Annotated in this window: 25 protein-coding genes; 13 read left to right on the forward strand and 12 right to left on the reverse strand. The window is 68.1% G+C overall.

Annotated features, from left to right (window positions below; genetic code table 11):
• Positions 1–126 precede the first annotated feature (126 nt).
• Positions 127–666, forward strand: a complete 540-nt coding sequence (locus tag M6E97_RS21375; RefSeq protein WP_003095483.1) for an MOSC domain-containing protein — start codon at positions 127–129, stop codon at positions 664–666.
• An 88-nt stretch (positions 667–754) separates the two neighbouring features.
• The gene (osmE, locus tag M6E97_RS21380; protein ID WP_003095488.1) at positions 755–1,099 is read left to right on the forward strand and encodes an osmotically-inducible lipoprotein OsmE; all 345 of its coding nucleotides are present in this window, start codon (positions 755–757) and stop codon (positions 1,097–1,099) included.
• A gap of 43 nt (positions 1,100–1,142) precedes the next feature.
• Here the strand turns inward: osmE and M6E97_RS21385 are convergent, their stop codons facing one another.
• Positions 1,143–1,550 (reverse strand): Rho termination factor N-terminal domain-containing protein, encoded by a 408-nt coding sequence (locus tag M6E97_RS21385; protein ID WP_003095492.1) that lies wholly within the window; start codon positions 1,548–1,550, stop codon positions 1,143–1,145.
• Between the two features lie 146 nt (positions 1,551–1,696).
• On the opposite strand from M6E97_RS21385, the gene brlR reads away from it, so the two are divergent.
• On the forward strand, positions 1,697–2,509 hold the full coding sequence (gene brlR, locus M6E97_RS21390; RefSeq protein WP_003095496.1) for a c-di-GMP-binding multidrug transporter transcriptional regulator BrlR: 813 nt from the start codon (positions 1,697–1,699) through the stop codon (positions 2,507–2,509).
• Between the two features lies 1 nt (position 2,510).
• On the opposite strand, the gene M6E97_RS21395 is transcribed toward brlR, so the two are convergent.
• Positions 2,511–4,580: an AsmA family protein gene (locus M6E97_RS21395; RefSeq protein ID WP_023101620.1), complete on the reverse strand. Its 2,070-nt coding sequence runs from the start codon at positions 4,578–4,580 to the stop codon at positions 2,511–2,513.
• 295 nt (positions 4,581–4,875) lie between these two features.
• Between M6E97_RS21395 and M6E97_RS21400 the strand changes: the two genes are divergently transcribed.
• Both M6E97_RS21400 and M6E97_RS21405 read left to right on the forward strand, forming a co-directional pair.
• Positions 4,876–5,409, forward strand: coding sequence for a ferritin-like domain-containing protein (locus M6E97_RS21400; protein WP_033937829.1), 534 nt, complete (start codon positions 4,876–4,878; stop codon positions 5,407–5,409).
• 275 nt (positions 5,410–5,684) lie between these two features.
• Entirely contained in the window at positions 5,685–5,957 is a 273-nt protein-coding gene (locus tag M6E97_RS21405; protein ID WP_009877165.1) for a hypothetical protein, read from the forward strand.
• A gap of 113 nt (positions 5,958–6,070) precedes the next feature.
• Here the strand turns inward: M6E97_RS21405 and M6E97_RS21410 are convergent, their stop codons facing one another.
• Genes M6E97_RS21410 through M6E97_RS21420 form a run of 3 tightly spaced genes read right to left on the reverse strand, consistent with a single transcriptional unit; the run spans position 6,071 to position 8,126 of the window.
• On the reverse strand, positions 6,071–6,838 hold the full coding sequence (locus M6E97_RS21410; RefSeq protein WP_033937831.1) for a molybdopterin-binding protein: 768 nt from the start codon (positions 6,836–6,838) through the stop codon (positions 6,071–6,073).
• Entirely contained in the window at positions 6,835–7,449 is a 615-nt protein-coding gene (locus tag M6E97_RS21415) for a cytochrome b/b6 domain-containing protein (RefSeq protein WP_031636769.1), read from the reverse strand. The genes M6E97_RS21410 and M6E97_RS21415 overlap by 4 nt, the downstream gene beginning before the upstream one ends.
• 53 nt (positions 7,450–7,502) lie before the next feature.
• Positions 7,503–8,126, reverse strand: coding sequence for a hypothetical protein (locus M6E97_RS21420; protein ID WP_003095513.1), 624 nt, complete (start codon positions 8,124–8,126; stop codon positions 7,503–7,505).
• Between the two features lie 137 nt (positions 8,127–8,263).
• Between M6E97_RS21420 and M6E97_RS21425 the strand changes: the two genes are divergently transcribed.
• Positions 8,264–8,953 carry a heavy metal response regulator transcription factor gene (locus tag M6E97_RS21425; protein ID WP_003123548.1) on the forward strand — a complete coding sequence of 230 codons (690 nt, stop codon included), beginning with the start codon at positions 8,264–8,266 and terminating at the stop codon, positions 8,951–8,953.
• Positions 8,932–10,323: a heavy metal sensor histidine kinase gene (locus M6E97_RS21430; RefSeq protein ID WP_033937833.1), complete on the forward strand. Its 1,392-nt coding sequence runs from the start codon at positions 8,932–8,934 to the stop codon at positions 10,321–10,323. Before M6E97_RS21425 ends, M6E97_RS21430 begins: the two co-directional genes overlap by 22 nt.
• Here the strand turns inward: M6E97_RS21430 and M6E97_RS21435 are convergent.
• The 3 genes from M6E97_RS21435 to M6E97_RS21445 form a co-directional block, all read right to left on the reverse strand.
• On the reverse strand, positions 10,314–11,630 hold the full coding sequence (locus tag M6E97_RS21435) for an MFS transporter (protein WP_003095519.1): 1,317 nt from the start codon (positions 11,628–11,630) through the stop codon (positions 10,314–10,316). The two genes, M6E97_RS21430 and M6E97_RS21435, sit on opposite strands and share 10 nt — an antisense overlap.
• A 219-nt stretch (positions 11,631–11,849) precedes the next feature.
• Positions 11,850–12,962, reverse strand: a complete 1,113-nt coding sequence (gene desB / locus M6E97_RS21440) for a fatty acid desaturase DesB (protein ID WP_079381464.1) — start codon at positions 12,960–12,962, stop codon at positions 11,850–11,852.
• On the reverse strand, positions 12,959–14,059 hold the full coding sequence (locus tag M6E97_RS21445; protein WP_003095521.1) for a ferredoxin reductase: 1,101 nt from the start codon (positions 14,057–14,059) through the stop codon (positions 12,959–12,961). The genes desB and M6E97_RS21445 overlap by 4 nt, the downstream gene beginning before the upstream one ends.
• Before the next feature lie 158 nt (positions 14,060–14,217).
• Here M6E97_RS21445 and desT point away from each other — a divergent pair, with 158 nt between their 5' ends.
• From desT to M6E97_RS21470, 5 genes are all read left to right on the forward strand, one after another.
• Positions 14,218–14,847: a TetR family transcriptional regulator DesT gene (gene desT / locus M6E97_RS21450; RefSeq protein WP_023092672.1), complete on the forward strand. Its 630-nt coding sequence runs from the start codon at positions 14,218–14,220 to the stop codon at positions 14,845–14,847.
• A 229-nt stretch (positions 14,848–15,076) separates the two neighbouring features.
• Positions 15,077–15,580, forward strand: coding sequence for an urease accessory protein UreE (ureE, locus tag M6E97_RS21455; RefSeq protein ID WP_023092673.1), 504 nt, complete (start codon positions 15,077–15,079; stop codon positions 15,578–15,580).
• Complete coding sequence (locus M6E97_RS21460) at positions 15,577–16,248, forward strand: urease accessory protein UreF (protein ID WP_003095528.1); 672 nt, start codon at positions 15,577–15,579, stop codon at positions 16,246–16,248. The genes ureE and M6E97_RS21460 overlap by 4 nt, the downstream gene beginning before the upstream one ends.
• A 10-nt stretch (positions 16,249–16,258) precedes the next feature.
• A complete protein-coding gene (gene ureG / locus M6E97_RS21465) occupies positions 16,259–16,873 on the forward strand; it encodes an urease accessory protein UreG (protein WP_003095530.1) in 615 nt (204 codons plus the stop codon).
• A gap of 29 nt (positions 16,874–16,902) precedes the next feature.
• Positions 16,903–17,475, forward strand: a complete 573-nt coding sequence (locus M6E97_RS21470) for a HupE/UreJ family protein (protein WP_003135459.1) — start codon at positions 16,903–16,905, stop codon at positions 17,473–17,475.
• Positions 17,476–17,490: 15 nt separating this feature from the next.
• Here M6E97_RS21470 and M6E97_RS21475 read toward each other — a convergent pair whose 3' ends face one another.
• Positions 17,491–18,513 (reverse strand): FecR domain-containing protein, encoded by a 1,023-nt coding sequence (locus M6E97_RS21475; RefSeq protein ID WP_023092675.1) that lies wholly within the window; start codon positions 18,511–18,513, stop codon positions 17,491–17,493.
• Complete coding sequence (locus tag M6E97_RS21480) at positions 18,506–19,042, reverse strand: sigma-70 family RNA polymerase sigma factor (RefSeq protein WP_003095533.1); 537 nt, start codon at positions 19,040–19,042, stop codon at positions 18,506–18,508. Before M6E97_RS21480 ends, M6E97_RS21475 begins: the two co-directional genes overlap by 8 nt.
• Before the next feature lie 198 nt (positions 19,043–19,240).
• Here M6E97_RS21480 and M6E97_RS21485 point away from each other — a divergent pair, with 198 nt between their 5' ends.
• Positions 19,241–22,177: a TonB-dependent receptor gene (locus M6E97_RS21485; RefSeq protein WP_277600584.1), complete on the forward strand. Its 2,937-nt coding sequence runs from the start codon at positions 19,241–19,243 to the stop codon at positions 22,175–22,177.
• 144 nt (positions 22,178–22,321) lie between these two features.
• Here the strand turns inward: M6E97_RS21485 and M6E97_RS21490 are convergent, their stop codons facing one another.
• Together M6E97_RS21490 and M6E97_RS21495 are read right to left on the reverse strand one after the other, a co-directional pair.
• Positions 22,322–23,575, reverse strand: coding sequence for an OprD family porin (locus tag M6E97_RS21490; protein ID WP_009314331.1), 1,254 nt, complete (start codon positions 23,573–23,575; stop codon positions 22,322–22,324).
• A 107-nt stretch (positions 23,576–23,682) separates the two neighbouring features.
• Complete coding sequence (locus M6E97_RS21495) at positions 23,683–25,152, reverse strand: aldehyde dehydrogenase family protein (protein WP_003141686.1); 1,470 nt, start codon at positions 25,150–25,152, stop codon at positions 23,683–23,685.
• Positions 25,153–25,154: the final 2 nt, after the last annotated feature.

Raw genomic sequence — 25,154 nt, forward strand, 5'->3', positions numbered from 1 at the left:
GCATGCAGGTGCGCTGAAGTCTAGCGACTGCGGCGGGCTTTGCAGGGGCTGGGAACGCGTCCTGTGCGCTTGCGACAAGCGTCATGTTTCGCGGCTAGACTGACGCTTCGCACGAGGAGGAGTTCCATGCAACAGGTCATCGCGGTGAGCCTCTGCGCCACCCACGCGTTCAGCAAGCAGGTGCGTCCCGCCATCCGCCTCCTGAAAGGCCTCGGCGTCGAGGGCGACGCCCACCACGGCGTCACCGTGAAGCACCGCTCGCGGGTGCGGCAGGACCCGACCCAGCCGAACCTGCGCCAGGTCCACCTGATCCACGAGGAACTGCACGACGAGCTACGCGCCAGCGGCTTCGCCATCGGCCCAGGGACCATGGGCGAGAACATCACCACCCGTGGCGTCGACCTGCTCGGCCTGCCCACCGGCACCCGCCTGCGCCTGGGGGAAAGCGCCCTGGTCGAGCTGACCGGCCTGCGCAATCCCTGCTCGCAGCTGGACAACTACCAGCCCGGACTGACCGCCGCCGTGCTCGGCCGCGACGAACAGGGCAACCTGATTCGCAAGGCCGGGGTGATGGCGATCGTCCTGGAGGACGGCGAGGTTCGCCCCGGCGACGCCATCGATATCCAGCTGCCACCCTTGCCGCACCGGGCCCTGGAGAAGGTCTGAGGCAATCCGCCGCGATTCCGGGCGAACTCTGCGCGAGGGCCTGCGTTCCAATGTTGGCAAGCACCGCTCAACCACAAGGAGTCACAGCATGTACAAGCAGTCACTGGCGGCACTGTTCGTGATGGCAACCCTGGCCGGCTGCGCGTCGACCAAGGTGCAGAACCCGGTCAACTACATCACCTTCCGCAACGAACCGCTGGTCAAGGATGTCGAGAAAGGCATGAGCCAGCAGGAAGTCCTGCGCATCGGCGGCACGCCTTCCGGCACCCAGAAGCGCCTGATGAAACCGGGGAGCTGCAACAGCTACATCCTCAACAAGGACGGCCAGCAGCAGCCGTTCTACGTCAGTTTCGACGGCAGCGGCAAGGTCGACGGCTCGGGCTTCCTGAGCTGCTCCGAGCTGGACCGCCACGAGCGCGACGCCCGCCCCTGACGGCTCGACGCCCCGCTTCCTTACGGAGGCGGGGCGTCTGCGTTCAGGCCCGGGACAGGGCCTCGATCAGTTCGGCCTTGCGCATCGTCGAACGACCGCGAATGTCGCGCTTGCGCGCCAGCTGCATCAATTCCTCGCGGGTCATCTCGCTCACCGAGGTGCTGCCCTGACGTTTGCCACGGCTCGCCGAGCCGCGGTTGGCCGGTCTCCCTGAGCGGGCCTGGGCGGCGCGATGGGCCGAGTCCTTGCGGTCGGCGCGCTTGGCCGTCTCGCTCTTGGCGCGGCCGGAACCGCCCTTGCGCTCGCCGCCGCCGGACTGCTTGTTCACCGTCGCCCAGGCGCGCGCCTCGGCTTCCGATTCGCTCACACCCTTGGCCTTGTAGCTCTCCTCGATGTGCTCGGCCTTGCGCTGCTGCTTGTCGCTGTACTTGCTCTTGTCGCCACGGGGCATGGGGATATCTCCCTTTGCGATGGGTTCACTGTTGGGACCGGGAGGCGACGGCGGACGTTCAGAGAAAGTGCACACCGGCACAAACCCCTTGACCTTGCCCCAGGGGCAATCCGTAGTCTGCCGCTATCCCGCAGCAGGAACCGGAAATGCTCACCATCGGCCAACTGGCGCGAATCTTCGAGATCTCCACCAAGACGCTTCGCCACTACGATGCCATCGGACTGTTCGTCCCCGCGCGCACCGGTAGCGACAACGGCTACCGCTACTACCAGCCGGAACAGATCGAGCAGCTCTCGCGCATACTCGCGCTGCGCCGGCTGGACGTTCCGCTGGAAGCCATCGACCGCCTGAAACGCGATGGCGCGCTGGACGACCCGCAACGCCTGCGGCATTTCCTGCAACGACACCAGCACACCCTGCGCGAAGAGATCAGCGCCCGCCAGCGCCTGCTGGCGGAACTCGACCGAACCCTGGCGACGCTCGCCCACTGGAGGATCCGCAACATGCATGCACGAATCGTCGAACGTCCCGCCTTCAGCGTGGTGGGCATGGAATACTTCGGCAGCGCCCCCGGCGACACCATCGGCCAGCTCTGGGAACGCTTCATCCCGCGCGAGCACGAGATCGCTGGCAAGCACGATCCCGAGGTCTCCTATGGCATCTGCGCGCAGCAGCCCAACGGTGAATTCCACTACGTCGCCGGCTTCGAGGTGCAGGAAGGCTGGCCGGTGCCGGAGGGCATGGTGCGCTTCCAGGTGCCGGCGCAGAAGTACGCGGTGTTCACCCACAAGGGCACGGCGCCGCAGATCGCCGAGAGCTTCCAGGCGATCTACAGCCACCTGCTCGCCGAACGCGGCCTGGAGCCCAAGGCGGGGGTCGACTTCGAATACTACGACCAGCGTTTCCGCGGACCGCTGGATCCGAACTCGCAAGTCGACCTGTATATCCCCATCTACTGACTCAGCGCTTGCCGGCCGGCGCCTTGGCCGGCTGGCGCATGCGTTGCAGCAGGGCGGTGCACTGGTTGTCGTCGCTCTTGCTCGGCGCCACCAGAGCCAGCAGGCTGGCCGCCGGGCCCACCGCCACGCCGAGGGCGATCATTCCCGCGCCGCGCGCCACCAGCGGCCCGGCGTGGACCCCGGCGTCGGGCTTGGCGAAGGTGCCGCGCACGTACAGCGGCGAGCGCAGCGAGAAGATCCGCAGGCCCTTGCTGTGCGGGGTGACATCGAGGTCGAGCTTCTCGTTGGCGAAGTTCACCGTGCCGTCGACGTTGACCAGCGCGTTCTCGGTGTCGAAGACGAACAGCCGGCTGGTCATCAGGCCCTTCTGCAGGCCGAAGTCGGCGGCCGCGCAGTTGATCTTCACCTCGTCGTCGCCGAACAGCTTGGTCACCAGGTAGTTTCCGACATTGAGGCCGGCGATTTCGGTCAGGCCCTTGCTGATCGCGCCGTCGTTGATCAGCATCTTCAATTCGCCATCGGCGCCGCCGAGGATCTTCGCCACCGAATTGCCATTGCCGCTGAGACTGGCGTCGCCGTTCAGCTCGCCGAAGCTGGTCTGCATCGGCGCGAAGCCGGGGAACAACTGTTTCAGCTTGAAGCCCCGCGCGCTCATCTTCACTCGGCTCTGCATCGGCTGCTTGCCGCCGTCGAGGCGAATGTCCGACTCCAGCTTGCCGCCGGCCACGCCGAAGCGCAGGGGCTCCAGGCGCAGCAGGCCATCGTTGAGCACCAGATGGGTATAGAGGTCGCTGATCGGCAACTGGTCGCTGTGGACGATACGCTTGCCGGTGAATTCCACGTCGGCGTCCATGTCGCGCCAGCGCTCGGTGCGGAACTCCTCCACCGGCAGCACCTTGTCGCCCGGCTGGCGGCTGGTCTGCCCGCGCTTCTGTTTCTCGGCATTGCTGTCGGCGCCGATCAGCGGGCCGAGGTCGGCAAAGCGCAGTTGCTCGGAGGTCAGCTTGCCGGACAGCTTCGGCCTAGGCTGGCGAGCGACGAAGGTCAGGCTGCCGTGCAGGTCGCTGGCGCCGACCTTGCCGTTGAAGTTCTCGTAGCGGAACAGTGCGCCGCCCTCCTCCTTGAGCCGCGCCAGCAGGTGTCCGTCGGTGGAGTAGGCCGGAGTGTCCGGCAGGGTGATGCCGGTCAGCGGATAGAGATTGGCCATGCTGGTCCCGGACAGCTTCAGGCGCAGGTCGAGGGCGCCGAGGTTGAGCGGGTCGGTCAGGGTGCCGACCACTGCGGCACGGGTGCTGCCGGCACTGACCTCGGCCTGTAGCGGGAAGGGCTTGCTCGCATCCTGCAACGCCAGCATCCCGCCGACCTTGCCCGAGCCGGCCAGAGCCTGGCCCTTGTAGGTGCCCTTGACCTTCCAGCCGAACACATAGTCCTGGGCGTCCGCCGCATCGCCCGTGGCCAGCGCCTTGCCGGCCAACTGGCCGAACGGCACCGGCTTGCCGAGCGGGTCGACCAGCACTTCCAGGCGGGTCTTCAAACGCTGGTCGTCGAGGCTGACGCTACCCTTGTCGAAACCGATCTCGCGGATGTCCAGTTGCCAGGCGGACGGCTCGTCGCTGTCGCTGGCAGGCAGGTCGAAATCCCAGTTGGCGCGGCCGTCGGCCAGGCGCAGGAGGTCGGCGCGCGGCTGGGTCAGCTTGATCTGTGGAATGCGGATGGTCTGCCAGAGCAACGGCAACGGCGCGAGGCGGAATTCGATGCGTTCCAGGCTGGCGAACTCGCTCGCCTTGGTCTTGCCCGCCGTCCACTCCGGGTTGCCGAGGGTGATGTCCTCGGCGCTGAAGCGCGGCCAGGGGATCCAGGCGCGCCAGCCTTCCTCGCCCTCCTCGCGGCGCCAGGCCACGGCGAGGTTGCCGTTGATGGCGAACGGGCGGTTCAGCGCCGCCGAGACCTTTTCGTTGAGGGTGGGCTTGATCAGGTTCCAGTCGAAGGTGGCGATGAACACCACCAACGCCGCCAGCAGCAGGACCAGGCTGGCGAGGCTCCAGGTCAGGATCTTTCGGCCGCGCGTCATGCACAACTCCTTTTCGCCGCGTCGGTTGTCGGGCAGGCGCGGCAGCGCGCCTCGCTCAGCCCGTCAGTGTGCAGGCTGGCCCATGGACTCGCCAGCGCGAATACGCCGGCCCGTTCCGTTAGGACCGGCGAAACGCCGGCATTGCTCCCCGTCCCACGCATTTCAGGCAAAAGGCCAGTTCGGCGGCGGGTCGATAAAACTTTTTCGACCGCGCGGGACTCACACCTTAGGTAAGCAGAAAAAGCCGGCCGCAGAGCCGGCCCTTTTCACCGGATCAGCCTCAAGGAGAAAACCGATGACCACCGTTCAACTGACGGACGTCCAGACCCTTCGCGACCGTGCCCGCAAGAACATCCAGGAAGGCGCGGTCACCGAAGGCTATTCGGCCGATCGCCAGACCGTCCTGCGCCAGCTCAACGAAGCGCTCGCCACCGAGCTGGTCTGCTTCCTGCGCTACAAGCGCCACTACTTCATGGCCACCGGCCTTAAGGCGAGCATCGCCGCCGCCGAGTTCCTCGAGCATGCCAACCAGGAAATGCAGCACGCCGACCAGTTGGCCGAGCGCATCATGCAACTGGGCGGCGAGCCGGACTTCAATCCGCGCGGCCTGGAGGAGCGCTCCCATGCCGAATACGTCGAAGGCAAGACCCTGAAGGACATGGTCACCGAGAACCTGATCGCCGAGCGCATCGCCATCGACAGCTATCGCGAGATCATCACCTACCTCGGTAACGACGACCCCACCACCCGACGCATTTTCGAGGAAATCCTGGCCCAGGAAGAAGAACACGCGGACGATATGGCCGACATCCTCGACGACCTCGCCTGACTCCAGAGCAAGACCCGTCCGAGAGCCGGCGCCCGCAGCGCCGGCTTTTCTTTTCGCCTTATTTATCCAATTTATCGATTAAATAGAGAAAAGCTAACTATCCTTTACGAAATCTTCGACATCACAAAAATAATCAACTAACTTACTGATAAGTAATAAGAAAACACATAATCACCCATGTCGATAGACACTATCATCGCACTTCGTTTTTAAATCGACTTATCCGAACTGAAAATGACTCCAACGCAATCGACAACCCACTCGGAGTCACCGTCATGAAAGCTTCCCTGATCCTCGGCCTCGCCCTCGCCACCCTGACCGCCAACGCCGCCTTCGCCGCCGATGGCTCCAGCCGCACCATCGACCGGCTGCACCAGGACATGTCCAGCGTCGAACTGCGCATCGCCGACAACGGCAGCGAGCAGACCATCGACCGCCTGCACAAGGACATGACCAAGGCCGAAGCCCGCCTGGCCGACAACGGCAGCGAACAGACCGTGGACCGCCTGCATCGCAGCATGAGCCGTTTCGACCTGCGCACCGCCTGACCGCTCGTTACGCCGCAAGGCGCGAGAAAAGCCCGGCTCGATGCCGGGCTTTCCTATTTTCCCATCCCTGTCGCGCTGGGCGCATGGCCCGAGGCAAGCCGCACTCTCCCGCCTCAGACTCCGCTGAACCAGTTGTAGCCCTGGTCCTCCCAGTAACCTCCGGGATTGCTGTTGCTGACGAAGATCTCCACCACGTGCTTGGCGTTCTTGAAGCCGAGCTTGGTGGGAATCCGCAGGCGCAGCGGATAGCCGTTCTCCTCCGGCAGCGCCTGCCCGGACATCTCCAGCGCCAGCAGGGTCTGCGGATGCAGCGCGCTGGGCATGTCGAGGCTGGAGTAGTAGCGGTCGGCGCACTTGAAGCCGACGTACTTCGCCGAGGTGTCGGCGCCGACCAGCTCCAGAAAGGTGCGCAGCGGCACTCCGCTCCACTGGCCGATCGCGCTCCAGCCCTCGATGCAGATCAGTTGCGTGACCTGGCTGGCCTGCGGCAGCCGGCGCAGTTGCTCCAGGCTCCAGGGGTGCTTGTCGCGGACCCGCCCGGAAACCTGCAGGCGGTATTCCGGCAGGTCGATCTCCGGCACGTTGTAGGCCGGGTAGAACGCGTTGAAGGGGAACGGCGAGGCCACCTGCGACGGATCGAAGGTCGGCGCCAGCCGCGTACGGCTGAACAGCCAGGCCTGGACCCGGTCGTTCCAGCGCGACATGGCCCAGAGTACCTTGTCGACCGAATCGCCATCCTGTAGCCGGCACCCCGAGAGCATCGCCAGGGCGCCCAGGGACAGGCCGCCGCGCAACAGCAGGCGGCGTTGCAAATCGACCATCTGCCGCTCGCTGGACGGGTCGATCGCGATCTTCGCGCGCTTCTTCTCCGGCCCCTTCATCCTCCGCTCCTCCGTCCGCGCCGCCACTCGCGTCCGATGATCATCGGCACCAGGGTGCGCGGCACCAACAGCACCAGCAGCAGGTGCACGACGACGAACCCGACGACCCCGGCCATGGCCAGGAAATGCACCCAGCGCGCCCCCTGGAAGCCACCGAACAGCGCGGTCAGCCCGTGCAGTTGCACCGGTTTCCAGATCGCCAGCCCGGACAGCACCAGCAGCGCACCGAGCCCCAGGACCAGCCAGTACAGCAGGCGCTGCACCGCGTTGTAGCGGCCCGGCTCATGCACCAGGCGCAGGCCGAGGGCGAGGCGCAGGTCGCGCCAGACGCCGGCCGCGCTCAAAGGCAGGAAGTCGCGACGAAAATGCCCGCTGGACAGTCCGTAGGCGAGGTAGCACAGGCCGTTGCCGAGCAGCAGCCACATGGCGGCGAGATGCCAGGCGATGGAACCGCCGAGCCAGCCGCCGAGGGTAGCCCAGGCGGGAAAACGGAAATCCAGCAGCGGCGAAGCGTTGTAGATGCCCCAGCCGCTGCCGATCAGGCAGGCCATGGCATAGGCATTGAGCCAGTGGCAGAGTCTCACCGGCCAGGCGTGCAACGCACGGTTCATGGCTTTTCTCCCAGGAAACCCGGCCGGGACGGACGCGCCGTCCCGGCGAAACCTCACATCGGCGGGGTCACGCCGTCCTTGCCGACCGAGATGGCCAGGGCGGTGAGGCTGCCGTCGGCGCCCTTCTGCGGGAACAGCACGACCTTGGCGCCAGGCTTGAGCAGGCTGCGCTCGCCCGGCTCCAGGCTGACGATAGGCACGTCGTCCGGCACCACCACAGTCTTCTCACCATCGCCGTATTTCACCGTCATGCGCCGGCCCTGGCTGACCACCAGGTTGCCGACCGTACCGTTGGTCATGGTCGAGGCGCTGCCATCGGCGTTCTCCCAGGGCCGGTGGCCTTCGCCGCTGCCGCGCAGGCTGGGGGCGAAGACATGCACCTCGAGGGCCTTCAGGGTGCCGTCGGGCTGCGGCACGGCGGCGGTACCGATGAAGCTGTCGGGCTGGATGTCCTCCGGCTTCGCCAGCGACACGGCGCGGATCGCGGTCTTGTCGGTGAGCCTGACCGTCAGTTGCTGGCCGTTGCGGGCCTTCAGTTGCAGGTGGTCGTCGGCGGCCTGCTGGATGGTGCCGCGCAGCGGCTGCAGCATGCCCGCAGGCGGTTGCGCGGCGAAGCTGGCGGCACTGGCCAGGAGCAGGCCGAAGAGCAGCGCGGGGGAAGCCTTGAGTCGAAGCATCGGTCGATCCTCGGTGGGGTTGAGCCTCGATGGTCGCCCCGCCGGCGGTACCCGGAGATGACTTTCGCATGACAAAAATGTCACCGAGTCCGCGCCGCGCGCTGGCTAGAATGGCGGCGAACGAGGGGGAACGAGACATGCGCATCCTGGTGATCGAAGACGATACGAAGACCGGCGAGTACCTGAAGAAGGGCCTCGGCGAGTCGGGCTATGCGGTCGACTGGTCGCAGCACGGCGCCGACGGTCTCTACCTGGCGCTGGAGAACCGCTACGACCTAGTGGTCCTCGACGTGATGCTGCCCGGCCTGGACGGTTGGCAGATCATGGAAGTGCTGCGCAAGAAGCACGATGTGCCGGTGCTCTTCCTCACCGCCCGCGACCAGTTGCAGGACCGTATCCGCGGCCTCGAACTGGGTGCCGACGACTACCTGGTGAAACCCTTCTCCTTCACCGAGTTGCTGCTGCGTATCCGTACCCTGCTGCGCCGCGGCGTGGTCCGCGAGGCAGAGCAGGTGCAACTGGCCGACCTGCACCTGGACGTGCTGCGGCGCAAGGTCAGCCGCCAGGGGCAGGTGATCGCCCTGACCAACAAGGAGTTCGCCCTCCTGCACCTGCTGATGCGCCGGGAAGGCGAGGTGCTGTCGCGCACCCTGATCGCCTCGGAGGTCTGGGACATGAACTTCGACAGCGACACCAACGTCGTCGACGTGGCGATCAAGCGCCTGCGCGCCAAGGTCGACAATCCCTTCCCGAACAAGCTGATCCATACCGTGCGCGGCATCGGCTACGTCTGCGAGGAGCGCCCGTGCCCGCCCGCCGCTCCCTGACCCTCTACGCGGCGCTGCTGTTCGCCGCGGTGGCGGCGCTGGTGGTCAGCGCGGTCGGCTTCTACCTGTACCGCTCGGTGGAAGAGGCGATGCTGCGGCGCAGCGACGTGATGGTCGCTGGCCGGGTCGAGCACTTCCGCAACCTGCTGCGCGACAACCTCACCCTGGCCGAGCTGAAGGCGCGCCCGCGTCTGTTCGAGAACATGCTCGGCAACGAGCAGGACATCCTGCTCCTCGGCCAGCCCGGCGAGGCGCCGATCGTCGCGGTCAACCCGCGCCACGAACGCCTGCCGTCGCTACGGGTGGTCGCCGCTGGCCAGGCGTTGAATCCGTCCGTCGTGCACGCCGCGCTGACCCACGACGGCGTCCCGATGCGCGTGCTCGCCGCCGAGGTCCTGGTCGGCGGCCGCGAACCGTTGCAGATCACCGCTGCGCACCTGCTGCTGGGCGAGACGCGGATGCTCGCCCAGTACCGCGACCGGGTCATCGCCGCCGTGCTGCTGGCGTTCCTCGGCACCGCCCTGCTCGGCTGGCTGGTCCTGCGCCACGGCCTGCGCCCGCTGCGCACGCTGGCGGCGAAGGCGGCGGAGATCCATCCGACCAGCCTGGATACCCGCCTCGACGTCGCCGCCGCGCCTGCCGAGTTGCAGCAGGTGGCACAGTCGTTCAACGCCATGCTCGAACGCCTCGACGACGGCTACCAGCGCCTGCAGCAGTTCTCCGCCGACCTCGCCCATGAGATCCGCACGCCCATCGGTTCGCTGATGGGCCACGGCCAGGTGGCCCTGCGCCAGCCACGCAGCAACGAGGAGTACCAGGCGCTGATCGCCTCCAACCAGGAAGAGTTGGAGCGCATCGCACGGATGGTCGAGAGCATCCTGTTCCTCGCTCGCGCCGACGACGTACGGGCAGCGGTGGAGCGCAGCCGCCTGGACCTGGGCGAAGAGCTGCGGCGCCAGGCGGAGTATTTCGAAGGGCTGGCCGAGGAACGTGGGCTGAGCCTCGACGTCCAGGTCAGCGGCCAGCTACGCGCCGATCCGCAACTGTTCCGCCGGGCGCTGAGCAACCTACTGGCCAACGCCATCCGCTACGCCAGCGCCGAGAGCCTGATCGAAGTGCGCGGCCTGCGCCGATCGGGGGAATTCCTGCTGAGCGTGGAGAACGCCTGCGACAGGCTGCCGGCCGAACCGCTGTCGCGCCTGTTCGACCGCTTCTACCGTGGCGACGCCGCGCGCAGCGACGCCCAGTCCAGCGGTCTCGGCCTGGCCATCGTCCAGGCGATCATGCGCCTGCACGGCGGCCGCGCCGAAGCGAGCGCCCCGGCTCCGGGACGCATCCGCTTCGAGCTGGCGTTCCCGGCTCAGGACTGAGCGGGCTTCTCGCCGGCGTCCGGCTCGCCGTCGGAGCGGCCGATATTCGCCGGCGCCTCCACCACCAACTCCTCCGGCACTTCCTCGACGCGCGGGTCGAGGGTGGCGGCCATCGGGCTGACCGTGTCCGGCATCGCCACGTGTTGCAGCGGCGCCTCGTCGACCCGGTGTTCGCCGGTGACGCGCTTGGGCTGCACCCAGAACACCAGCAGCACCGCGTAGCCGGACACCAGCATGTAGAACAGCCCCGGACCGAAGTGGCGCATCAGCGCGCCGGCCACCAGCGGGCCGATACAGGCGCCGACCCCGTAGGTGGTCAGGAGCATCGCTGACAACGCGACCCGGCGCGGCTGCTCGACGTGGTCGTTGGCCAGCGCCACCGCCAGCGGGTAGAGGGTGAACAGCAGCATGCCGGTAACGAACCCGTTGGCCAGCAGCAGCCAGTACGGCAGCGTCACCAGTCCCCACATCGGGATCGAGGCCAGGCACAGCAGCACCGCATTGCCGCGGATCAGCCAACTGCGGTCGAGGCGGTCGGACAGCCAGCCCAGCGGCCACTGCGCACAGAAGCCGGCGACGATGCACATGCCGACGAAGAAACTCGATTGCGAGGCATCCAGGCCGTTGCGGTTGGCGTAGACCGGCGCCAGGCCGTAGAAGGCGCCGACCATCAGGCCGGCGATGAAGATGGTGCCCAGCGCCTGCGGCACGCGTTGCCAGAAGAAACGCACTTCCAGCGGCGCGGCGACCAGCTTGGCCGGGTGCACGCGACGGGTCATGGCCAGCGGGATCAGGCACGAGGCGAAGCAGATGGCGACCAGCAGCAACGGCTTGTAGTCGAGGGTCGGGCTCAGCGCCAGCAGGCCCTGGCCGAGCACCAGGCCAAGGTCGACGGCGACCATGTAGCCGGCGAACACCTTGCCGCGCTGGTGGCTCTCGGCCTGCTCGTTGAGCCAGCTCTCGATCACCATGTACTGGTTCATCATCACCGCACCGGTGATGAAGCGCAGCAACAGCCAGACTTCCAGCTGATCGACCAGGGCATGCAGCAGCACGGTCACGGTGGCAATCCCGGCGCAAGCCACGTAGGAGCGGATATGGCCGAAGCTGGCGATCAGCTTGTGTCCGAATTTTCCACCGCAGACCAGGCCGAAATAGTAGGACGCCATCAGCCCGCCGACCCACAGGTCGCCTGCGCCTTCCTGGGTCAGGCGCAGGCCGATGTAGGTGGTGAACAGGCCGGAGCCGGCCAGCATGAGCAGGGTGGCGGTGTAGAGCGCGGGAAAGGTGACGAGCGGGCTGAACATGACGGTTCCTGGACGGACGGGCCCCACGGCCGGCATCCGCCGAGCATTGATAGGTTCGGGAAGGATCGACGCTGCTGGCCGATCGCGGGCGCAGGCCGTCCTGCGTTCGGCGAGACTCCGACGCCGCGCGGCGGCCGGAAGCCACGTCGCGGCGCACAGGGCGGCATTATCCCCGCTCCGGAGCGGCCCCGCCACGGGCGCCGCGAGCGTTCCGTCGGCTCAGCTGCGCCCCGCCGGGAGCGGCTCGCGCGGCGGCAGCCGATATACCCAGATGCGCCGCAAGACAGTGAGGAATTGCCGTCCCAGGCGTCCGCTGTTGTAGGTCTGCCCGTAGCGCCGGGCGATTTCGCGGACCTCGCGGGACAGCGCGGCGTAGCGACGCGCCGGCAGGTCCGGGTAGAGATGATGCTCGATCTGGTGGCTGAGGTTGCCGGTCAGGATGTGGAACAGCGGCCCGCCCTCCAAGTTGCTGGAACCGCGCAACTGGCGCAGGTAGCAGTGGCCACGGGTCTCCCCCTCCAGCACCGAGGGCGGGAAGACCACCGCCTTCTCGGTGAAGTGGCCGCAGAAGATCACCGTGAAGGTCCACAGGTTGCGCAGCACGTTGGCCAGCAGGTTGCCGACGAACACCGCGCCAAAGCCGCCGGCGAACAGGCCGAGAAGCGGGAACAGCAGGTAGTCCTTGGTCCACTGGCGACCCAGCTTGGCACGCAGGCGGCGTAGCAGCGGCATGAGTTCGGCCTTGTCCAGGCGCCCCTTGGCGTACTTGTCCAGGCGCAGATGCTGGATCGCCACCGCGTACTGGAACAGCAGCGCCTGCAGCGTCACCCACAGCGGTTGCCAGCGGTAGAACGGCTTCCAGCGCTGCTCCGGGAACAGGCGCACGACCCCGTAGCCGACGTCGTCGTCCTTGCCCAGCACATTGGTGTAGGTGTGGTGGATATGGTTGTGGGTGTGCCGCCAGAAGTCGGACGGCCCGGCGATGTCCCACTCGTAGGCGCGGCCGGCGAATTCCGGATCGTTCATCCAGTCGTACTGGCCGTGCATGACGTTGTGGCCCAGTTCCATGTTCTCGAGGATCTTGCCCAGGCCGAGAAGCAGGCTGCCGAGCAGCCAGGTCGGCGGCAGCCAGCCGAACATCAGCAGCGCCCTGCCGCTCCAGCAGCAGACGCGCACCGCCGCGCGGACCCGGCGGATGTAGCGCGCGTCGTCCGCGCCGAGATCGGCCAGGGTACGCTGGCGCAGGGCGTCGAGTTCGGCGCCGAAGGCCGCCAGTTGTTCCGGGGTCAGTTCGCGGTCGTCGCGCATCGCAGGGCTCGCAGGTCGGTTCACAGGTCCAGCGCCAGGTCGCCGTGGGCGGCGCTGACGCAGAGGCGGATAGACTGGCCGGGCTCGCTGCACAGCGCGCCGCTGCGCAGGTCGCGCACGCAGCCGCTGAGCAGGACGCAGGTGCAACTGGCACAGATGCCCTGGCGGCAACCGTGGGCCGGGCGCAGGCCGTGGGCCTCGGCCTGTTCCAGCAGGCTGGCGGCGCTGTCGCCGGAGACTTCCCGCTGCGACCGGGCGAAGCGCAGGCGCACTTCGCGCGGCGCCTCCCCGCTGCGCCAGCGCGGGACGCTGAAGGATTCCGTCTGCAAGCCGGCGAAGCGTGCCCCCAGTTGCTCGCCCACCGCCTCGACGAAAGCCGCCGGCCCGCAGGCCAGGGCCTGGCTGCGCGCCAGGTCGGCTGCCCAGCCGTCCAGGTGGCGCGGCTGGAAATGCCCCTCCAGGCAGCCATCGGCCCGCGCCCCGCGGGTCAGGCTCCAGCGCAACTCCAGGTTCGGGTGGCGCGCCGCCAGCGCCTCCAACTCGCCGAGCCAGGCGCGCTGGCCGGGATGACGGACGTAGTGCAGCCACAGCACGGGACCGCGATAGCCGTTCTCCAGCGCCTCGCGGAGCAGGCCGAGCAAGGGCGTCAGGCCGCTGCCGGCGGCCAGCAGGCAGACCGCCTCGGCCTGCATCGGCCAGCGCAGATCGCCTTGCGCGGGCTGCAACTCGACACGCTGGCCGACCGCCAGGTGTTCGCACAACCAGGGCGAGAGCAGCCCGTCAGGGTGACGCTTGACGGCGATTTCCAGGCGCTCGCCGACCACCCGGGTCAGGCTGTAGCTGCGCCCGACCCGCACCCCGTCGCGCTCCGCCAGCAGCTGGATGTGCTGGCCCGGCCGCGCCGGCGGCCAGCCGGGGGCGGTACGCAGGGCCAGGGCGAGCATATCGTCGGCCACCCAGTAGCGTGCCTCGACCCGCGCATAGTGGCGGTTCAGCGACGCCAGCGGATGGGCGTGGCGCAGCAGGCCGTCGACATCGGCCTCGCGCAGCCAGCCACGGGCGGCGAGACGGCGCAGGGGTGCGAGCAAAGGGGTCAGGAGAGCGAGGGGAAGCAAGGCCATCGAGAATATTTCAGTGAACGATCGTTCACAAAACTTTGCCCGTTCCGCGCAATCGAGTCAACAAGCGTTCACTGATGTATCCTTCGACCGCTGCCGTCCCCGGTTCGACCGGGTCGCGGGGCTTTTGCTACAGTCGCCGGTCCGCCAAAGGAAGCCGTATGTCCTCACCCCGCGCCGAACAGAAACAGCAGACCCGCCACGCGCTGATGAGCGCCGCGCGCCACCTGATGGAAAGCGGGCGCGGCTTCGGCAGCCTCAGCCTGCGCGAAGTGACGCGCGCCGCCGGCATCGTCCCGGCCGGCTTCTATCGGCACTTCAGCGACATGGACCAGCTCGGCCTGGCGCTGGTCGCCGAGGTCGACGAGACCTTCCGCGCCACCCTGCGCGCGGTGCGCCGCAACGAGTTCGAACTGGGCGGGCTGATCGACGCCTCGGTGCGCATCTTCCTCGACGCGGTCGGCGCCAACCGCTCGCAGTTCCTCTTCCTCGCCCGCGAGCAATACGGCGGCTCGTTGCCGATCCGCCAGGCCATCGCCAGCCTGCGCCAGCGCATCACCGACGACCTGGCCGCCGACCTGGCGCTGCTGAACAAGATGCCGCATCTCGACAGCGCGGCCCTCGACGTGTTCGCCGACCTGGTGGTGAAGACCGTCTTCGCCACCCTTCCGGAGCTGATCGACCCACCCGCCGCCGACCTGCCGCCGCACCTGATGCCGGCCGCGAAGATCACCCACCAGCTGCGTTTCATCATGATCGGCGGCAAGCACTGGCACGGCCTGCCCGACTGACCCCACACCTCCCCAGCGGACCTCCGGCTCGGCGTTCGCCCGCGGACTAGACGCGCGCGCACCTTTCCGGTGCGGCAAAAAAGTCGTTGCGCACCAACCTGGCGCGCTGCAATATTTTGTTACATCCCTATGGCCCCGTTTTCCCGGTACAGGCGTCCCGCATCGACCTGGCAAGGCCCTTGCTGGTGCTTGTTGTGATTCCTTTCCTGTCGCATTGCGGAAACTGCCCATGCTGGTCATTCACCAACGCCTGCCCGCCCGCTCGCCCCGCTGGGACGAAGAACTCCACCTCACCTACGAGGCGCGCAGCAAGAGCCGCCTGCGCTGCTTCGCGGCGAGCGGCGAGGAGGTCGGCCTGTTCCTCGAGCGCGGCCAGCCGCCGCTGGCCGACGGCGACTGCCTGGAGGCCCGCGACGGTCGCCTGGTGCGGGTCGTCGCCCGCTCCGAACGTCTGCTCCACGTCACCTGCGCCAGCCCGCTGGAACTGACCCGCGCCGCCTACCACCTGGGCAACCGTCACGTCGCCCTGCAGGTCGGCGACGGCTGGCTGCGCCTGCTCGACGACTACGTGCTGAAAGCCATGCTCGAACAGCTCGGCGCCACGGTGGAGGCCATCGAGGCGCCGTTCCAGCCGGAACACGGTGCCTACGGCGGAGGCCACCACCACTCGCACCATGGCGCGGCGGAGTTCAACTACGCGCCGCGCCTGCACCAGTTCGGCGTGCGCCGGTGAACAGCATCTGGGCGCGCCTGCGCCTGGCCAGCTCGCAGTTGCCGATCGGCGGATACAGCTATTCCCAGGGCCTGGAGGCGGCCCTCGACAATGGCTGGGTGCGCGACGCCGAGAGCGCGCGGACCTGGCTGGTCGACCAGTTGCAACTGAACCTGGCGCGCTTCGAGGCGCCGCTGCTGGCCGGCCTGCTGCGCGCCGCGTTGATCGGCGACTGGGCCGCCTGCGATGCGGCCAGCGAGCGCCATAGGGCCAGCCGCGAGACCCGCGAGCTGGCCCAGGAGAGCCGGCAGATGGGCTTTTCCCTGCACCAATTGCTGGAAGCCCTGCCCGAACTCGACGCTCCCGGCCGCGCCTGGCTGGCGCGCCAGGACCCGCCCAATCTCGCCGCCGCCTGGGCGATGGCCGCGCGCGCCTGGCGCCTGGACGCCGAGGAGGCGCTCAGTGCCTGGTTCTGGAGCTGGCTGGAAAACCAGTTGGCGGTGCTGATGAAAACCCTGCCGCTCGGCCAACTGGCCGCGCAGAAACTTGCTTCCAGCCTGCTGCCGGAACTCGACCGCGCCTGCGCCGAGGCGCTGCGGCGGCCCGCCGTCGAGGGCAGCGCCGCGTTCGGTCTGGCGCTGGCCAGCATGACCCACGAAACCCAGTACAGCCGTCTGTTCCGTTCCTAGGAGAAACCCCATGACATCCCAACCCCTGCGTGTCGGCATCGGCGGTCCGGTGGGCTCCGGCAAGACCGCCCTGACCCTGGCCCTGTGTCGCGAACTGCGCGAGCGCTACAACCTCGCGGTGGTCACCAACGACATCTATACCCAGGAAGACGCGGAATTCCTGGTGCGCAACGAGGCCCTCGCCCCCGAGCGGATCATCGGCGTGGAAACCGGCGGCTGCCCGCACACGGCGATCCGCGAGGACGCCTCGATCAACCTGGAGGCGGTGGACCAGCTCAACCGGCGCTTCCCCGGCCTCGAACTGATCCTGGTGGAATCCGGCGGCGACAACCTGTCGGCCACCTTCAGCCCCGAGCTGTCCGACCTGACCCTCTACGTGATCGACGTTTCCGCCGGCGACAAGATCCCGCGCAAGGGCGGCCCCGGCATCTGCAAGTCGGACCTGCTGGTGATCAACAAGATCGACCTGGCGCCGCTGGTCGGCGCCTCCCTCGACGTGATGGACCGGGACGCCCGGCGCATGCGCGGCGACAAGCCGTTCGTGTTCAGCAACCAGAAGACCGGCCAGGGGCTGGACGAAATCATCGCCTTCATCGAGCGCCAGGGCCTGCTGACCGCCGCCTGACGCCACCTCGCAACGACAAGGAACCGCCAATGAAACTGCCCAAGCTGCTCGCCGCCCTCGCCCTGCTCGCCGCGCCGGCGCTGGCCTTCGCCCACCCCGGCCACGGCGAACACGGCCTGGTCGCCGGCCTCGCCCATCCGCTCACCGGCCTCGACCACCTGCTGGCGATGTTCGCCGTCGGCCTCTGGGCCGCCCAGCAACAGGGAGCCGCGCGCCTCGCCCTGCCCTGCACCTTCGTCGGCACCATGCTGGTCGGCGGGCTGCTCGGCTTCGAGGGCCTGCAACTGCCGTTCATGGAGACCGGCATCGCCGCCTCGGTGCTCGCCCTCGGCCTCTGCGTGGCCCTCGCCGTGCGCCCGCCGCTGGCGCTGGCGATGGCCGCCACCGCGCTGTTCGCCCTGGCCCACGGGGTCGCCCACGGCCTGGAGCTGCCGGACCTCTCCAGCCCCTGGCTGTACGCGCTCGGTTTCGTCGCCGCCACCGCCGCGCTGCACGCCGCCGGCTACGCGCTGGTGCGCTTCCTGCCGCAGGCGGCCGCGCCCCTGGTACGTCTCGCCGGGCTGGCCTCGGCGGGCGCCGGGGTCTGGTTGCTGGCCGGCTGAGCCGCCGCGCCTCCCTCAGCGCCTGATCAGCACCCGCCGACCTTGGTGCACGAGGCGCAGGCCATGGGTCTGCGCCAGCATCGCCAGGGCCAGCGGCAGGTCGTCGACGGGAAAGGTGCCGGAGACCCGAAGCGGGTCCAGCGACGGCTCGCACTCGATGCTCTCGCCGCCGTAGCGCATCAGTTCTCCCGCCCACTGCCGCAGCGGCATGTCGTCGGCCACCAGCAGGCCCTGGCGCCAGGCCAGCGCGGCCTCGCTGGCGGACTCGACGGCGCCGATCCGCTGGCGATCGAAGCGCACCCGCTGGCCAGCCTCGATCACCCGGCCATCCGCCGCGCTCGCGGCGCCCTCCGGACGCACCTGGACCGCGCCTTCGTACACCGCCAGCACTGTCTCTGCGCCCTCGCGTCGGACGCTGAAAGCGGTACCCAGCGCGCGCATCAGGCCCTGTTCGGTGCGCACCAGGAACGGCCGCGGCGGCTCGCGCCGATCCGCCGCGGTGCGGAGGTAGATCTCTCCGCGATACAGGCGCAGCAGGCGCTGGCCGGCGTCGTAGCGCACGTCCAGCGCGCTGTCGGTGTTCATCTCGAGCTGGCTGCCGTCCTCCAGCACCAGATCGCGCCGCTCGCCGACGGCAGTGAGGTAGTCGGCGCCGAAGCCGTCGCGCCAGACCTGGGCGCGCCATCCCCACCAGACCAGCGGTGCGCCGCCGAGCAGCAGGGCCAGGCCGCGCAGGACCGCGCGCCGGCCGCTGCCGGACGGACGCTCGAGCGCACGCCGGGCCAGCGCCGGCGGCAGCGAACCGATATTCGCCAGCAGACGCTCGGCGCGCCGCCAGGCGCGCTGGTGCTCGGGGCTGCGCGAGCGCCAGGACTCCAGCTCGGCCTGCTGCGCCGGAGCCAGCGGCCCCTCCTGCATCAGCAGCAGCCAGGAGGCGGTCTCCCTGAGCACCTGCGGGGCGATCGCCTCGGCGGCCGGCGGCCCGGAAAGCTCCGTATCGCCCGCCTGCGGCGCCCGGCTGGAAGCGCGGTCATTCATCGGGCATCAGGCTCAGGCAGGTCACGTAGGCCTGGTGGATGAACTTCTTCACCGTCGGCAGCGCGACGCCCAGCGCCTGGGCGATGTCCTTCTGCTTCATGCCGTCCAGCGTCGCCATCAGGAATGCCTGTTTCACCCGCGGTCGCAGGGTGTCGAGCAGCGCGTCGATCTCGTGCAGGGTCTCGACGATCACACTCTGTTGTTCCGGCGACGGCTGCAACGGCTCGGGCAACGTGGCCAGGGCCTCCAGCCAGGCGAGTTCCAGCGATTGGCGACGGCGCCAGCTGACCAGCACGCAGTTGGCGATGCGGGTGAGGTAGGCGCGCGGCTGACGGATCGCGTCACGCTGGCCGCCATCGCGGCTGGCGAGGATGCGCAGGAAAGTGTCGTGGGCCAGGTCGTCGGCCACGCCACGTCCCCAGGAGCGAAGGCGGTAGGCCAGCCAGTTGCGCAACCAGGCATGGTTTTCACGGTAGAGCGTGGCGACGCAGTCGCGGTCCGCTTGCAGGCAGGGGCTTGGCGCATTCATCGGAGGCGCATTCATCGGAATAGTCGGCTGGCTTCAATCGCAAATGAAAACTATTATCACTAATTTTCCGCTGACCACAATGCCGGCGCCCTTCCTCGACCGGCCCCGCCGAACCCGAAATATCCCTTTTCCGATCTCGTGCGACAGAGGGAATGAGAGCCCGCAATGACGGGCGCCAACCCTGCGAGCGAAGAAGTCATGTCCCTACAACGCCCTATCCCCAGCCTGGCGCGTCCCTTGTCGCGCCTCTCCCCGCTCACCCTTGCCCTGCGCTGCGCCCTGCTCGGCCTGTCGGCGGTCGGCGCCGGCCTGCTCGGCGGCGGCCTGGCCCACGCGCAGAGCGTCGGCCAGCACAGCGCGGCTACCCGCCTGGACGACGCCACGCCGCGCAGCTACGACATCCCGGCGGGTTCGCTGGGCGCCTCCCTGGGCGCCTTCGCCAGCCAGTCGGGCCTGCTGCTGTCCTTCGACCCCGCGCTGACCCGCGGCCGCACCGCGCCGGCGCTCAAGGGCCGCTACAGCGTACTGGAAGGCTTGCAGCGAGTGCTGTCGAACACCGGCCTGCAGGTCGCGGCGGGAACCTCCGGCGCCTACCTGCTGGTCGAGCCGCGCATGTCCGGAGAGGCCCCGGCCGACCTGTCGCCGGTGGTGGTCTCGGCCGCCGAGCTGGCCGATCCGCAGAAGGAAATCTATACCGCGCCGCGCTCGTCGGTGTACCTCTCCAGCGAAGACATCGACCGCTTCGGCCGGGTTTCCGTGGGTGACCTGCTCCAGGGCATCCCGGGCGTACAGGTCGGCGACAGCCGCAACGGTGGCGCGCTGGACGTCAACATCCGCGGCATCCAGGGGCAGAGCCGGGTGGCGGTGCGGGTCGACGGCGCGGAGCAGGCGCTGGACGTCTACCGCGGCTACGCCGGCACCCAGCAGCGCAGCTACATCGATCCCGACCTGGTCAGCAGCGTGACCGTCGACAAGGGTCCCTCGACCCGCTCGGGCGCGATCGGCGGCAGCGTGGAAATGCGCACCATCGGCGTCAAGGACATCCTGGTCGACGGCAAGGACCTCGGCGTGCGCTTCACCGGCAACGTCTGGAACAACGGCGTCGCCCCGCAGCACCGCAGCGCCAGTTCGAAGACCGAGAATCTCAGCAGCGTGCCGCACGATGACCGCGGCAGCCTGTTCGGCTCCCAGGCCAAGTCCGGCAGCGCCGCCTTCGCCTACCGCAACGAGCATCTGGACCTGGTCGCCGCCTATGCGCAGCGCAATCAGGGCAACTACTTTTCCGGCAAGAAAGGCCAGGACCGCTATCGCGTCTACAACCGCTACGGTCGCGAGGAAAGCAGCGTAGCCAAGGTCTACAACGCAGGAGAGGAAGTGCTCAACTCGTCGTCGGAGACCGAGTCCTACCTGCTCAAGGCGACCTGGCGCATCGCCGACGAGCACACCCTGGACCTCGGCTATCGTCGCTACGACGGGCGCACCGGGGAGATCATGCCGTCGGACATCTTCCGTTTCGGCACCGCCGGCATCTACCAGTACCCATTGAGCGAAGTGAAGATCGACACCTACACCGCACGCTACCGTTACCTGCCCGAGAACAATCCGCTGGTGGACCTCAGTACCGGCCTGTGGATGACCGAGGCGAAGAGCGACATGCTGACCTCGGTGCTGGCACCGCGCTCCCAGGCCTATCGCTCCGACCGCAACTGGACGCGCCAGGACAACCGGCGCATCGGCGGCGACCTGAACAACGTGGCGCGCTTCGAAACCGACTTCGGCGATTTCAAGCTCGACCTCGGCGGCTCGTTCCAGGTCGAAGACATCCAGCCGCAGAAAAGCGTGGTCACCACCCTCCACGACATCAACGCCAACCGCACCCTGAGGGACGCCACCCGCCAGGAATACGGCCTCAACGGCAAGCTCGAGTTCAAGCCGGTCGAGCGCCTGACGCTATGGGGCGGCGGCCGCTACAGCCACTTCAACAGCAAGGACAACGGCATCTCCGCCTCGCCGCGGCGCGAGGATCGCGACATGCGCTTCATCACGGTGAGCAGGCCCGGCTACTACGGCTCGATGATGTGGTTCCCCGACCAGAACGGCCAGTACACCGACGCCACCGATCCGCGCCTCAACAACGGCATCGTCACCAACAACACCAATAATCCGTTCGAAGGCATTCCCTTCGACGAGTTCGGCCCGGCCAACGTGACGGTCCATCCCTCGCGGGTCACCAACGTGGTCACCGGCTACAACTACAGCAAGAAGGGCAGCAGCCGCGGCGGCGGTTTCTCGCCGGCATTCGGGATCAATTTCGAGCTGGCCCCGGATACCTTCGTCTACGCCTCCTACACCGAAGGCCTGCGCCTGCCGTCGCTGTTCGAGACCAGCCAGGGCACTCTCCAGGTCGAGCCGGGCAAGGACCTCAAGCCCGAGCGTTCGCGCAGCTGGGAGATCGGTGCCAGCGCGCTGCGCGACAGCCTGTTGGCCGACGGCGACTCGGCGGCGATCAAGCTGGCCTACTTCAACAACACCATCAAGAACTACATCACCCGCTATTACGATCCGGGCCAGATGGGCCTGATGACCTTCAGCAACACCGACAGCTACCGCACCAGCGGTCTCGAACTGCAATCGCACTACGACGCAGGGCGGGTGTTCGCCGACCTGTCGGCGACCTACTACCTGAAGACCGAGACCTGCGACGCCGCCTTCGCCGCCAGGCTGCGCGCCGGCGCCAACCGCTACCAGCGCACCGAGAACACGCCGAACTGCACACCGGGCAGCTTCATGGGCTCCTATACCAACACGCAGAACCCGCCGCGGCTGGCGACCAACCTGACCGCCGGCCTGCGCTTCTTCGACCAGGCCCTGACCCTGGGCGGACGCATGACCTATACCTCCGACCCCACCGCCACGGCGGACAAGCCCTGGCAGGTCGGCGCCACCACACCGCAGATCGAGTACCGCTCGGTGCAGCTGTTCGACCTGTTCCTCAAGTACAAGCTGTTCGAGCACACCGAACTGAATGCCTCGCTGCAGAACCTCACCGACCGCTATTACCTCGACCCGCTGGCACAGAGTTTCATGCCCGCGCCCGGGCGTACCCTGCGGGTGGGGATGCAGGCGAAGTTCTGAGCCGCCCTCTCCCCCTCCAGGCGTTGTCGGCGGAGCGCCGCTCCGGTAGGGCGGATAACCGCCCAGCGGTTATCCGCCGAAGCACCGGGCCTCCCGCTCCCCGTCCCTCCGGAGCTGTCCGGAGGAGCGGCGAGACAGCGTCCGTCACCACGACAACGGATAACTCACCACCAGCCGCGTCTGGTCGAAGTCGCTGTTGAAGCTGCGTCGGTTGCTGGCGTGGTTGAGGCGCACGTTGAGCCGCGCCAGCGGACCGCTCTGCACGGTGTAGCCGAGTTCGACATCGCGCTCCCATTCCTTGCCGCCGCTACCGGCCTTGGTGGTGGCGTTCGAGCCATGGCCGTAGCGGACCATGCCGATCAGGCCGGGCCAGCCGAGGCCGACGAAATCGTAGTCGTAGCGAACCTGCCAGGAGCGTTCGTCGGCGTTGGTGAAGTTGCCGTTGAACATGTCGTTGCCCATGCTCCGCCCACTGCTGCCGTAGACCGACTGCCAGCCGCTGTCGCCGCCGACCTTCTGCAGGCCAAGGTAGAAGGTATGCAGGCCGATGCCGGCGGAAAACAGGCCGTAGACGGTATGGCTGTCGATCTCGCCGGCGCGCGCGGCGCCGTCGTCGCGATCGACGAACAGGCCGAGGTTGGCGCCCAGGGTCCAGTCGCCGACACGCTGCTTGTGCAGCAGGTTGGCGTAGCTCTGCCGGTAGACGTCCTCCAGTTGCCCGTGCCACAGGCCCAGTTGGGTGCGCTCGCGGTTGAAGCGGTACTCGGCGCCGGCGTAGTTGAAACCGTCCGATTTCTGCGTCGGCGCGCTCCAGGCCGACAGGTCCTGCATGTCCGCCGAATTGCGCAGGCTCACCGCGTCGAAGCGTCCGGCCTGCAGGGCCAGGCCCGGCAGCTCGCGGGAAACCACGGCGAAGCCGCGGAACGTCTGCGGCAGCAGGCGTCCGTCGTCGTAGCGCAACAGCGGAATGTCCGGGAGCATCTCGCCGATCTTCAATTCGCTGGCCGAAACGCGCAGCTTGGCGGCCACGCCGACACGCCCATAGTCGTCCGCCGCGCGACCGTCGTCGTGCAACGGAAGAAGCTCGGAATTGCTGGTGCCACGTCCGCTGTTCAGCTTCACGCCGAACAGGCCGATGGCGTCGAGGCCGACGCCGACCGTGCCCGGGGTATAGCCGGAACTGAACTTGAGGATGAAGCCCTGCGCCCACTCGTCCACCAGGCTCTTGCCGGCATCGTGGTCGCGGAAATCGCGGTTGAAGTAATAGTTGCGCAGGACCAGGTCGGTCTTCGCATCCTCCAGGAAGCCGCCCTCGGCAGCTTGCGCGGCAAGACAGGCGAGCATCGGCAGGACCGCCCCTGCATTGCGCGGGACTGCGGTTTTACGACGGATTTTCATTGTTATTGTGCTCCGTTTTTCAGGGACGACCGGGCCCCGGCAGCCTCTGCGGGCCACCTGGCGACGACGGTCGGGTCAGCGGCGGGGCGCGGGCCCCGCCGCCAGGGTCAGAACGGGTACTGGCGCGGCGCGTGCTGCACGCTGATCCAGTGGTCGGTGGTGAATTCCTCGATGGCCCAGTCGCCGTTGAAGCGGCCAAGTCCGGAGTTCTTCTCGCCGCCGAACGGCGCGTTGGCCTCGTCGTTCACCGGAATGTCGTTGACGTGGGTCATCCCCGCGCGAAGCTGGCGGGCAAAGCGCACCGCGCGTTCCAGGTCGCGGCTGAACACCGCGCTGGACAGCCCGTATTCGCTGGCGTTGGCCAACTCCAGCGCATGCGCCTCGTCGCGCGCGCGGAGCAGGCCGACCAGCGGGCCGAAGATTTCATCGCGGGCGATCTCCATCGTCGCGCTGACCTCGCCGAATACGTGCGGAGCCAGCAACTGCCCATCGACGCCGCCCTCGTACAGCGGCTTGGCGCCTTCCTGGCGGGCCAGGCGGATCTTTTCCAGCAGGCCTTCGAGCTGGCGCGCGTTGACGATCGGCCCGACCGCGGTATCGGCGCGCTGCGGATCGCCGACGCGGAGACCCTTGACCCGCTCGACGAAGCGCGCGGCGAAGGCGTCGTAGAGGCTGTCCTCGACGATGATACGGTTGATCGCCATGCAGATCTGCCCCTGGTGGAGGAACTTGCCGAACACCGCGGCATTCACCGCCTGCTCCAGGTCGGCGTCGCCGAGCACCACGAACGGACTGTTGCCGCCCAGCTCCAGCGCCACGTGCTTGAGGTGCGCGCCGCCGCTGGCGATGCGGCCGATGTTGCGGCCCACCGGGGTCGACCCGGTGAAGGTCACCAGGCCCGGCACCGGGTGCTCGACGAAGGCGTCGCCGATCTCACTGCCGGGGCCGACCACCACGCTGAACAGCCCGGCCGGCAGCCCGGCCTCTTCGAAGATCCGCGCCAGCAGCAGTCCGCCGCAGACCGGCGTGTCGCTGGCCGGCTTGACCACCACCGCGTTGCCCAGCGCCAGGGCCGGGGCGATGGAACGCTGGGTCAGGTGCAGCGGGAAGTTCCACGGGCTGATCACCCCGACCACGCCGATGGCGCTGCGGTAGACCCGGCTTTCCTTGCCCGGCACGTCGGACTCGACGATGCGCCCGTGCACCCGTGCCGGGAACGACGCCGACTCCAGGGTGATCGCGCGCGCCGCGCCCCATTCGATCTCGGCCTTCAGGCGGGTGCTGCCGGACTCGCGGATGAGCCAGTCGACGATCTCCTCGTGGCGGCGGTCGAACACCTCCACCGCCTTGTACAGCACCGCCGCGCGTGCCGAGGGGCCAAGCGCGGCCCATGCCGGCTGGACCTCGGCGGCCTTGGCGTAGGCGGCATCGAGGTCGTCGCGGTCGGCCTGCTCGATCTCCAGCAGCAGGCTGCCGTCGAACGGATTGCTCACCTTCAGCCGGCGGCCGGCCCGGCCGTGGCGCCACTCGCCGGCCAGTGGCTGGAGACCGAGGTCGGTATAACGGGAATCGCTCATCG

Origin of the sequence: Pseudomonas sp. B111 (assembly GCF_026428275.1) — a bacterium.
Taxonomy (GTDB): Bacteria; Pseudomonadota; Gammaproteobacteria; order Pseudomonadales; family Pseudomonadaceae; genus Pseudomonas; species Pseudomonas aeruginosa.

Excerpts from the sequence above, each read along its gene's own strand:
- M6E97_RS21405 (WP_009877165.1), top strand. The coding sequence starts at position 5,685 with ATGAAAGCTTCCCTGATCCTCGGCCTCGCCCTCGCCACCCTGACCGCC.
- M6E97_RS21400 (WP_033937829.1), top strand. The coding sequence starts at position 4,876 with ATGACCACCGTTCAACTGACGGACGTCCAGACCCTTCGCGACCGTGCC.
- M6E97_RS21385 (WP_003095492.1), bottom strand. The coding sequence starts at position 1,550 with ATGCCCCGTGGCGACAAGAGCAAGTACAGCGACAAGCAGCAGCGCAAG.
- M6E97_RS21420 (WP_003095513.1), bottom strand. The coding sequence starts at position 8,126 with ATGCTTCGACTCAAGGCTTCCCCCGCGCTGCTCTTCGGCCTGCTCCTG.
- M6E97_RS21425 (WP_003123548.1), top strand. The coding sequence starts at position 8,264 with ATGCGCATCCTGGTGATCGAAGACGATACGAAGACCGGCGAGTACCTG.
- brlR (WP_003095496.1), top strand. The coding sequence starts at position 1,697 with ATGCTCACCATCGGCCAACTGGCGCGAATCTTCGAGATCTCCACCAAG.
- desT (WP_023092672.1), top strand. The coding sequence starts at position 14,218 with ATGTCCTCACCCCGCGCCGAACAGAAACAGCAGACCCGCCACGCGCTG.
- M6E97_RS21490 (WP_009314331.1), bottom strand. The coding sequence starts at position 23,575 with ATGAAAATCCGTCGTAAAACCGCAGTCCCGCGCAATGCAGGGGCGGTC.
- M6E97_RS21395 (WP_023101620.1), bottom strand. The coding sequence starts at position 4,580 with ATGACGCGCGGCCGAAAGATCCTGACCTGGAGCCTCGCCAGCCTGGTC.
- M6E97_RS21415 (WP_031636769.1), bottom strand. The coding sequence starts at position 7,449 with ATGAACCGTGCGTTGCACGCCTGGCCGGTGAGACTCTGCCACTGGCTC.
- ureE (WP_023092673.1), top strand. The coding sequence starts at position 15,077 with ATGCTGGTCATTCACCAACGCCTGCCCGCCCGCTCGCCCCGCTGGGAC.
- M6E97_RS21435 (WP_003095519.1), bottom strand. The coding sequence starts at position 11,630 with ATGTTCAGCCCGCTCGTCACCTTTCCCGCGCTCTACACCGCCACCCTG.
- M6E97_RS21480 (WP_003095533.1), bottom strand. The coding sequence starts at position 19,042 with ATGAATGCGCCAAGCCCCTGCCTGCAAGCGGACCGCGACTGCGTCGCC.
- M6E97_RS21485 (WP_277600584.1), top strand. The coding sequence starts at position 19,241 with ATGTCCCTACAACGCCCTATCCCCAGCCTGGCGCGTCCCTTGTCGCGC.
- M6E97_RS21475 (WP_023092675.1), bottom strand. The coding sequence starts at position 18,513 with ATGAATGACCGCGCTTCCAGCCGGGCGCCGCAGGCGGGCGATACGGAG.
- M6E97_RS21375 (WP_003095483.1), top strand. The coding sequence starts at position 127 with ATGCAACAGGTCATCGCGGTGAGCCTCTGCGCCACCCACGCGTTCAGC.
- ureG (WP_003095530.1), top strand. The coding sequence starts at position 16,259 with ATGACATCCCAACCCCTGCGTGTCGGCATCGGCGGTCCGGTGGGCTCC.
- M6E97_RS21470 (WP_003135459.1), top strand. The coding sequence starts at position 16,903 with ATGAAACTGCCCAAGCTGCTCGCCGCCCTCGCCCTGCTCGCCGCGCCG.
- M6E97_RS21495 (WP_003141686.1), bottom strand. The coding sequence starts at position 25,152 with ATGAGCGATTCCCGTTATACCGACCTCGGTCTCCAGCCACTGGCCGGC.
- M6E97_RS21410 (WP_033937831.1), bottom strand. The coding sequence starts at position 6,838 with ATGAAGGGGCCGGAGAAGAAGCGCGCGAAGATCGCGATCGACCCGTCC.
- osmE (WP_003095488.1), top strand. The coding sequence starts at position 755 with ATGTACAAGCAGTCACTGGCGGCACTGTTCGTGATGGCAACCCTGGCC.
- M6E97_RS21445 (WP_003095521.1), bottom strand. The coding sequence starts at position 14,059 with ATGGCCTTGCTTCCCCTCGCTCTCCTGACCCCTTTGCTCGCACCCCTG.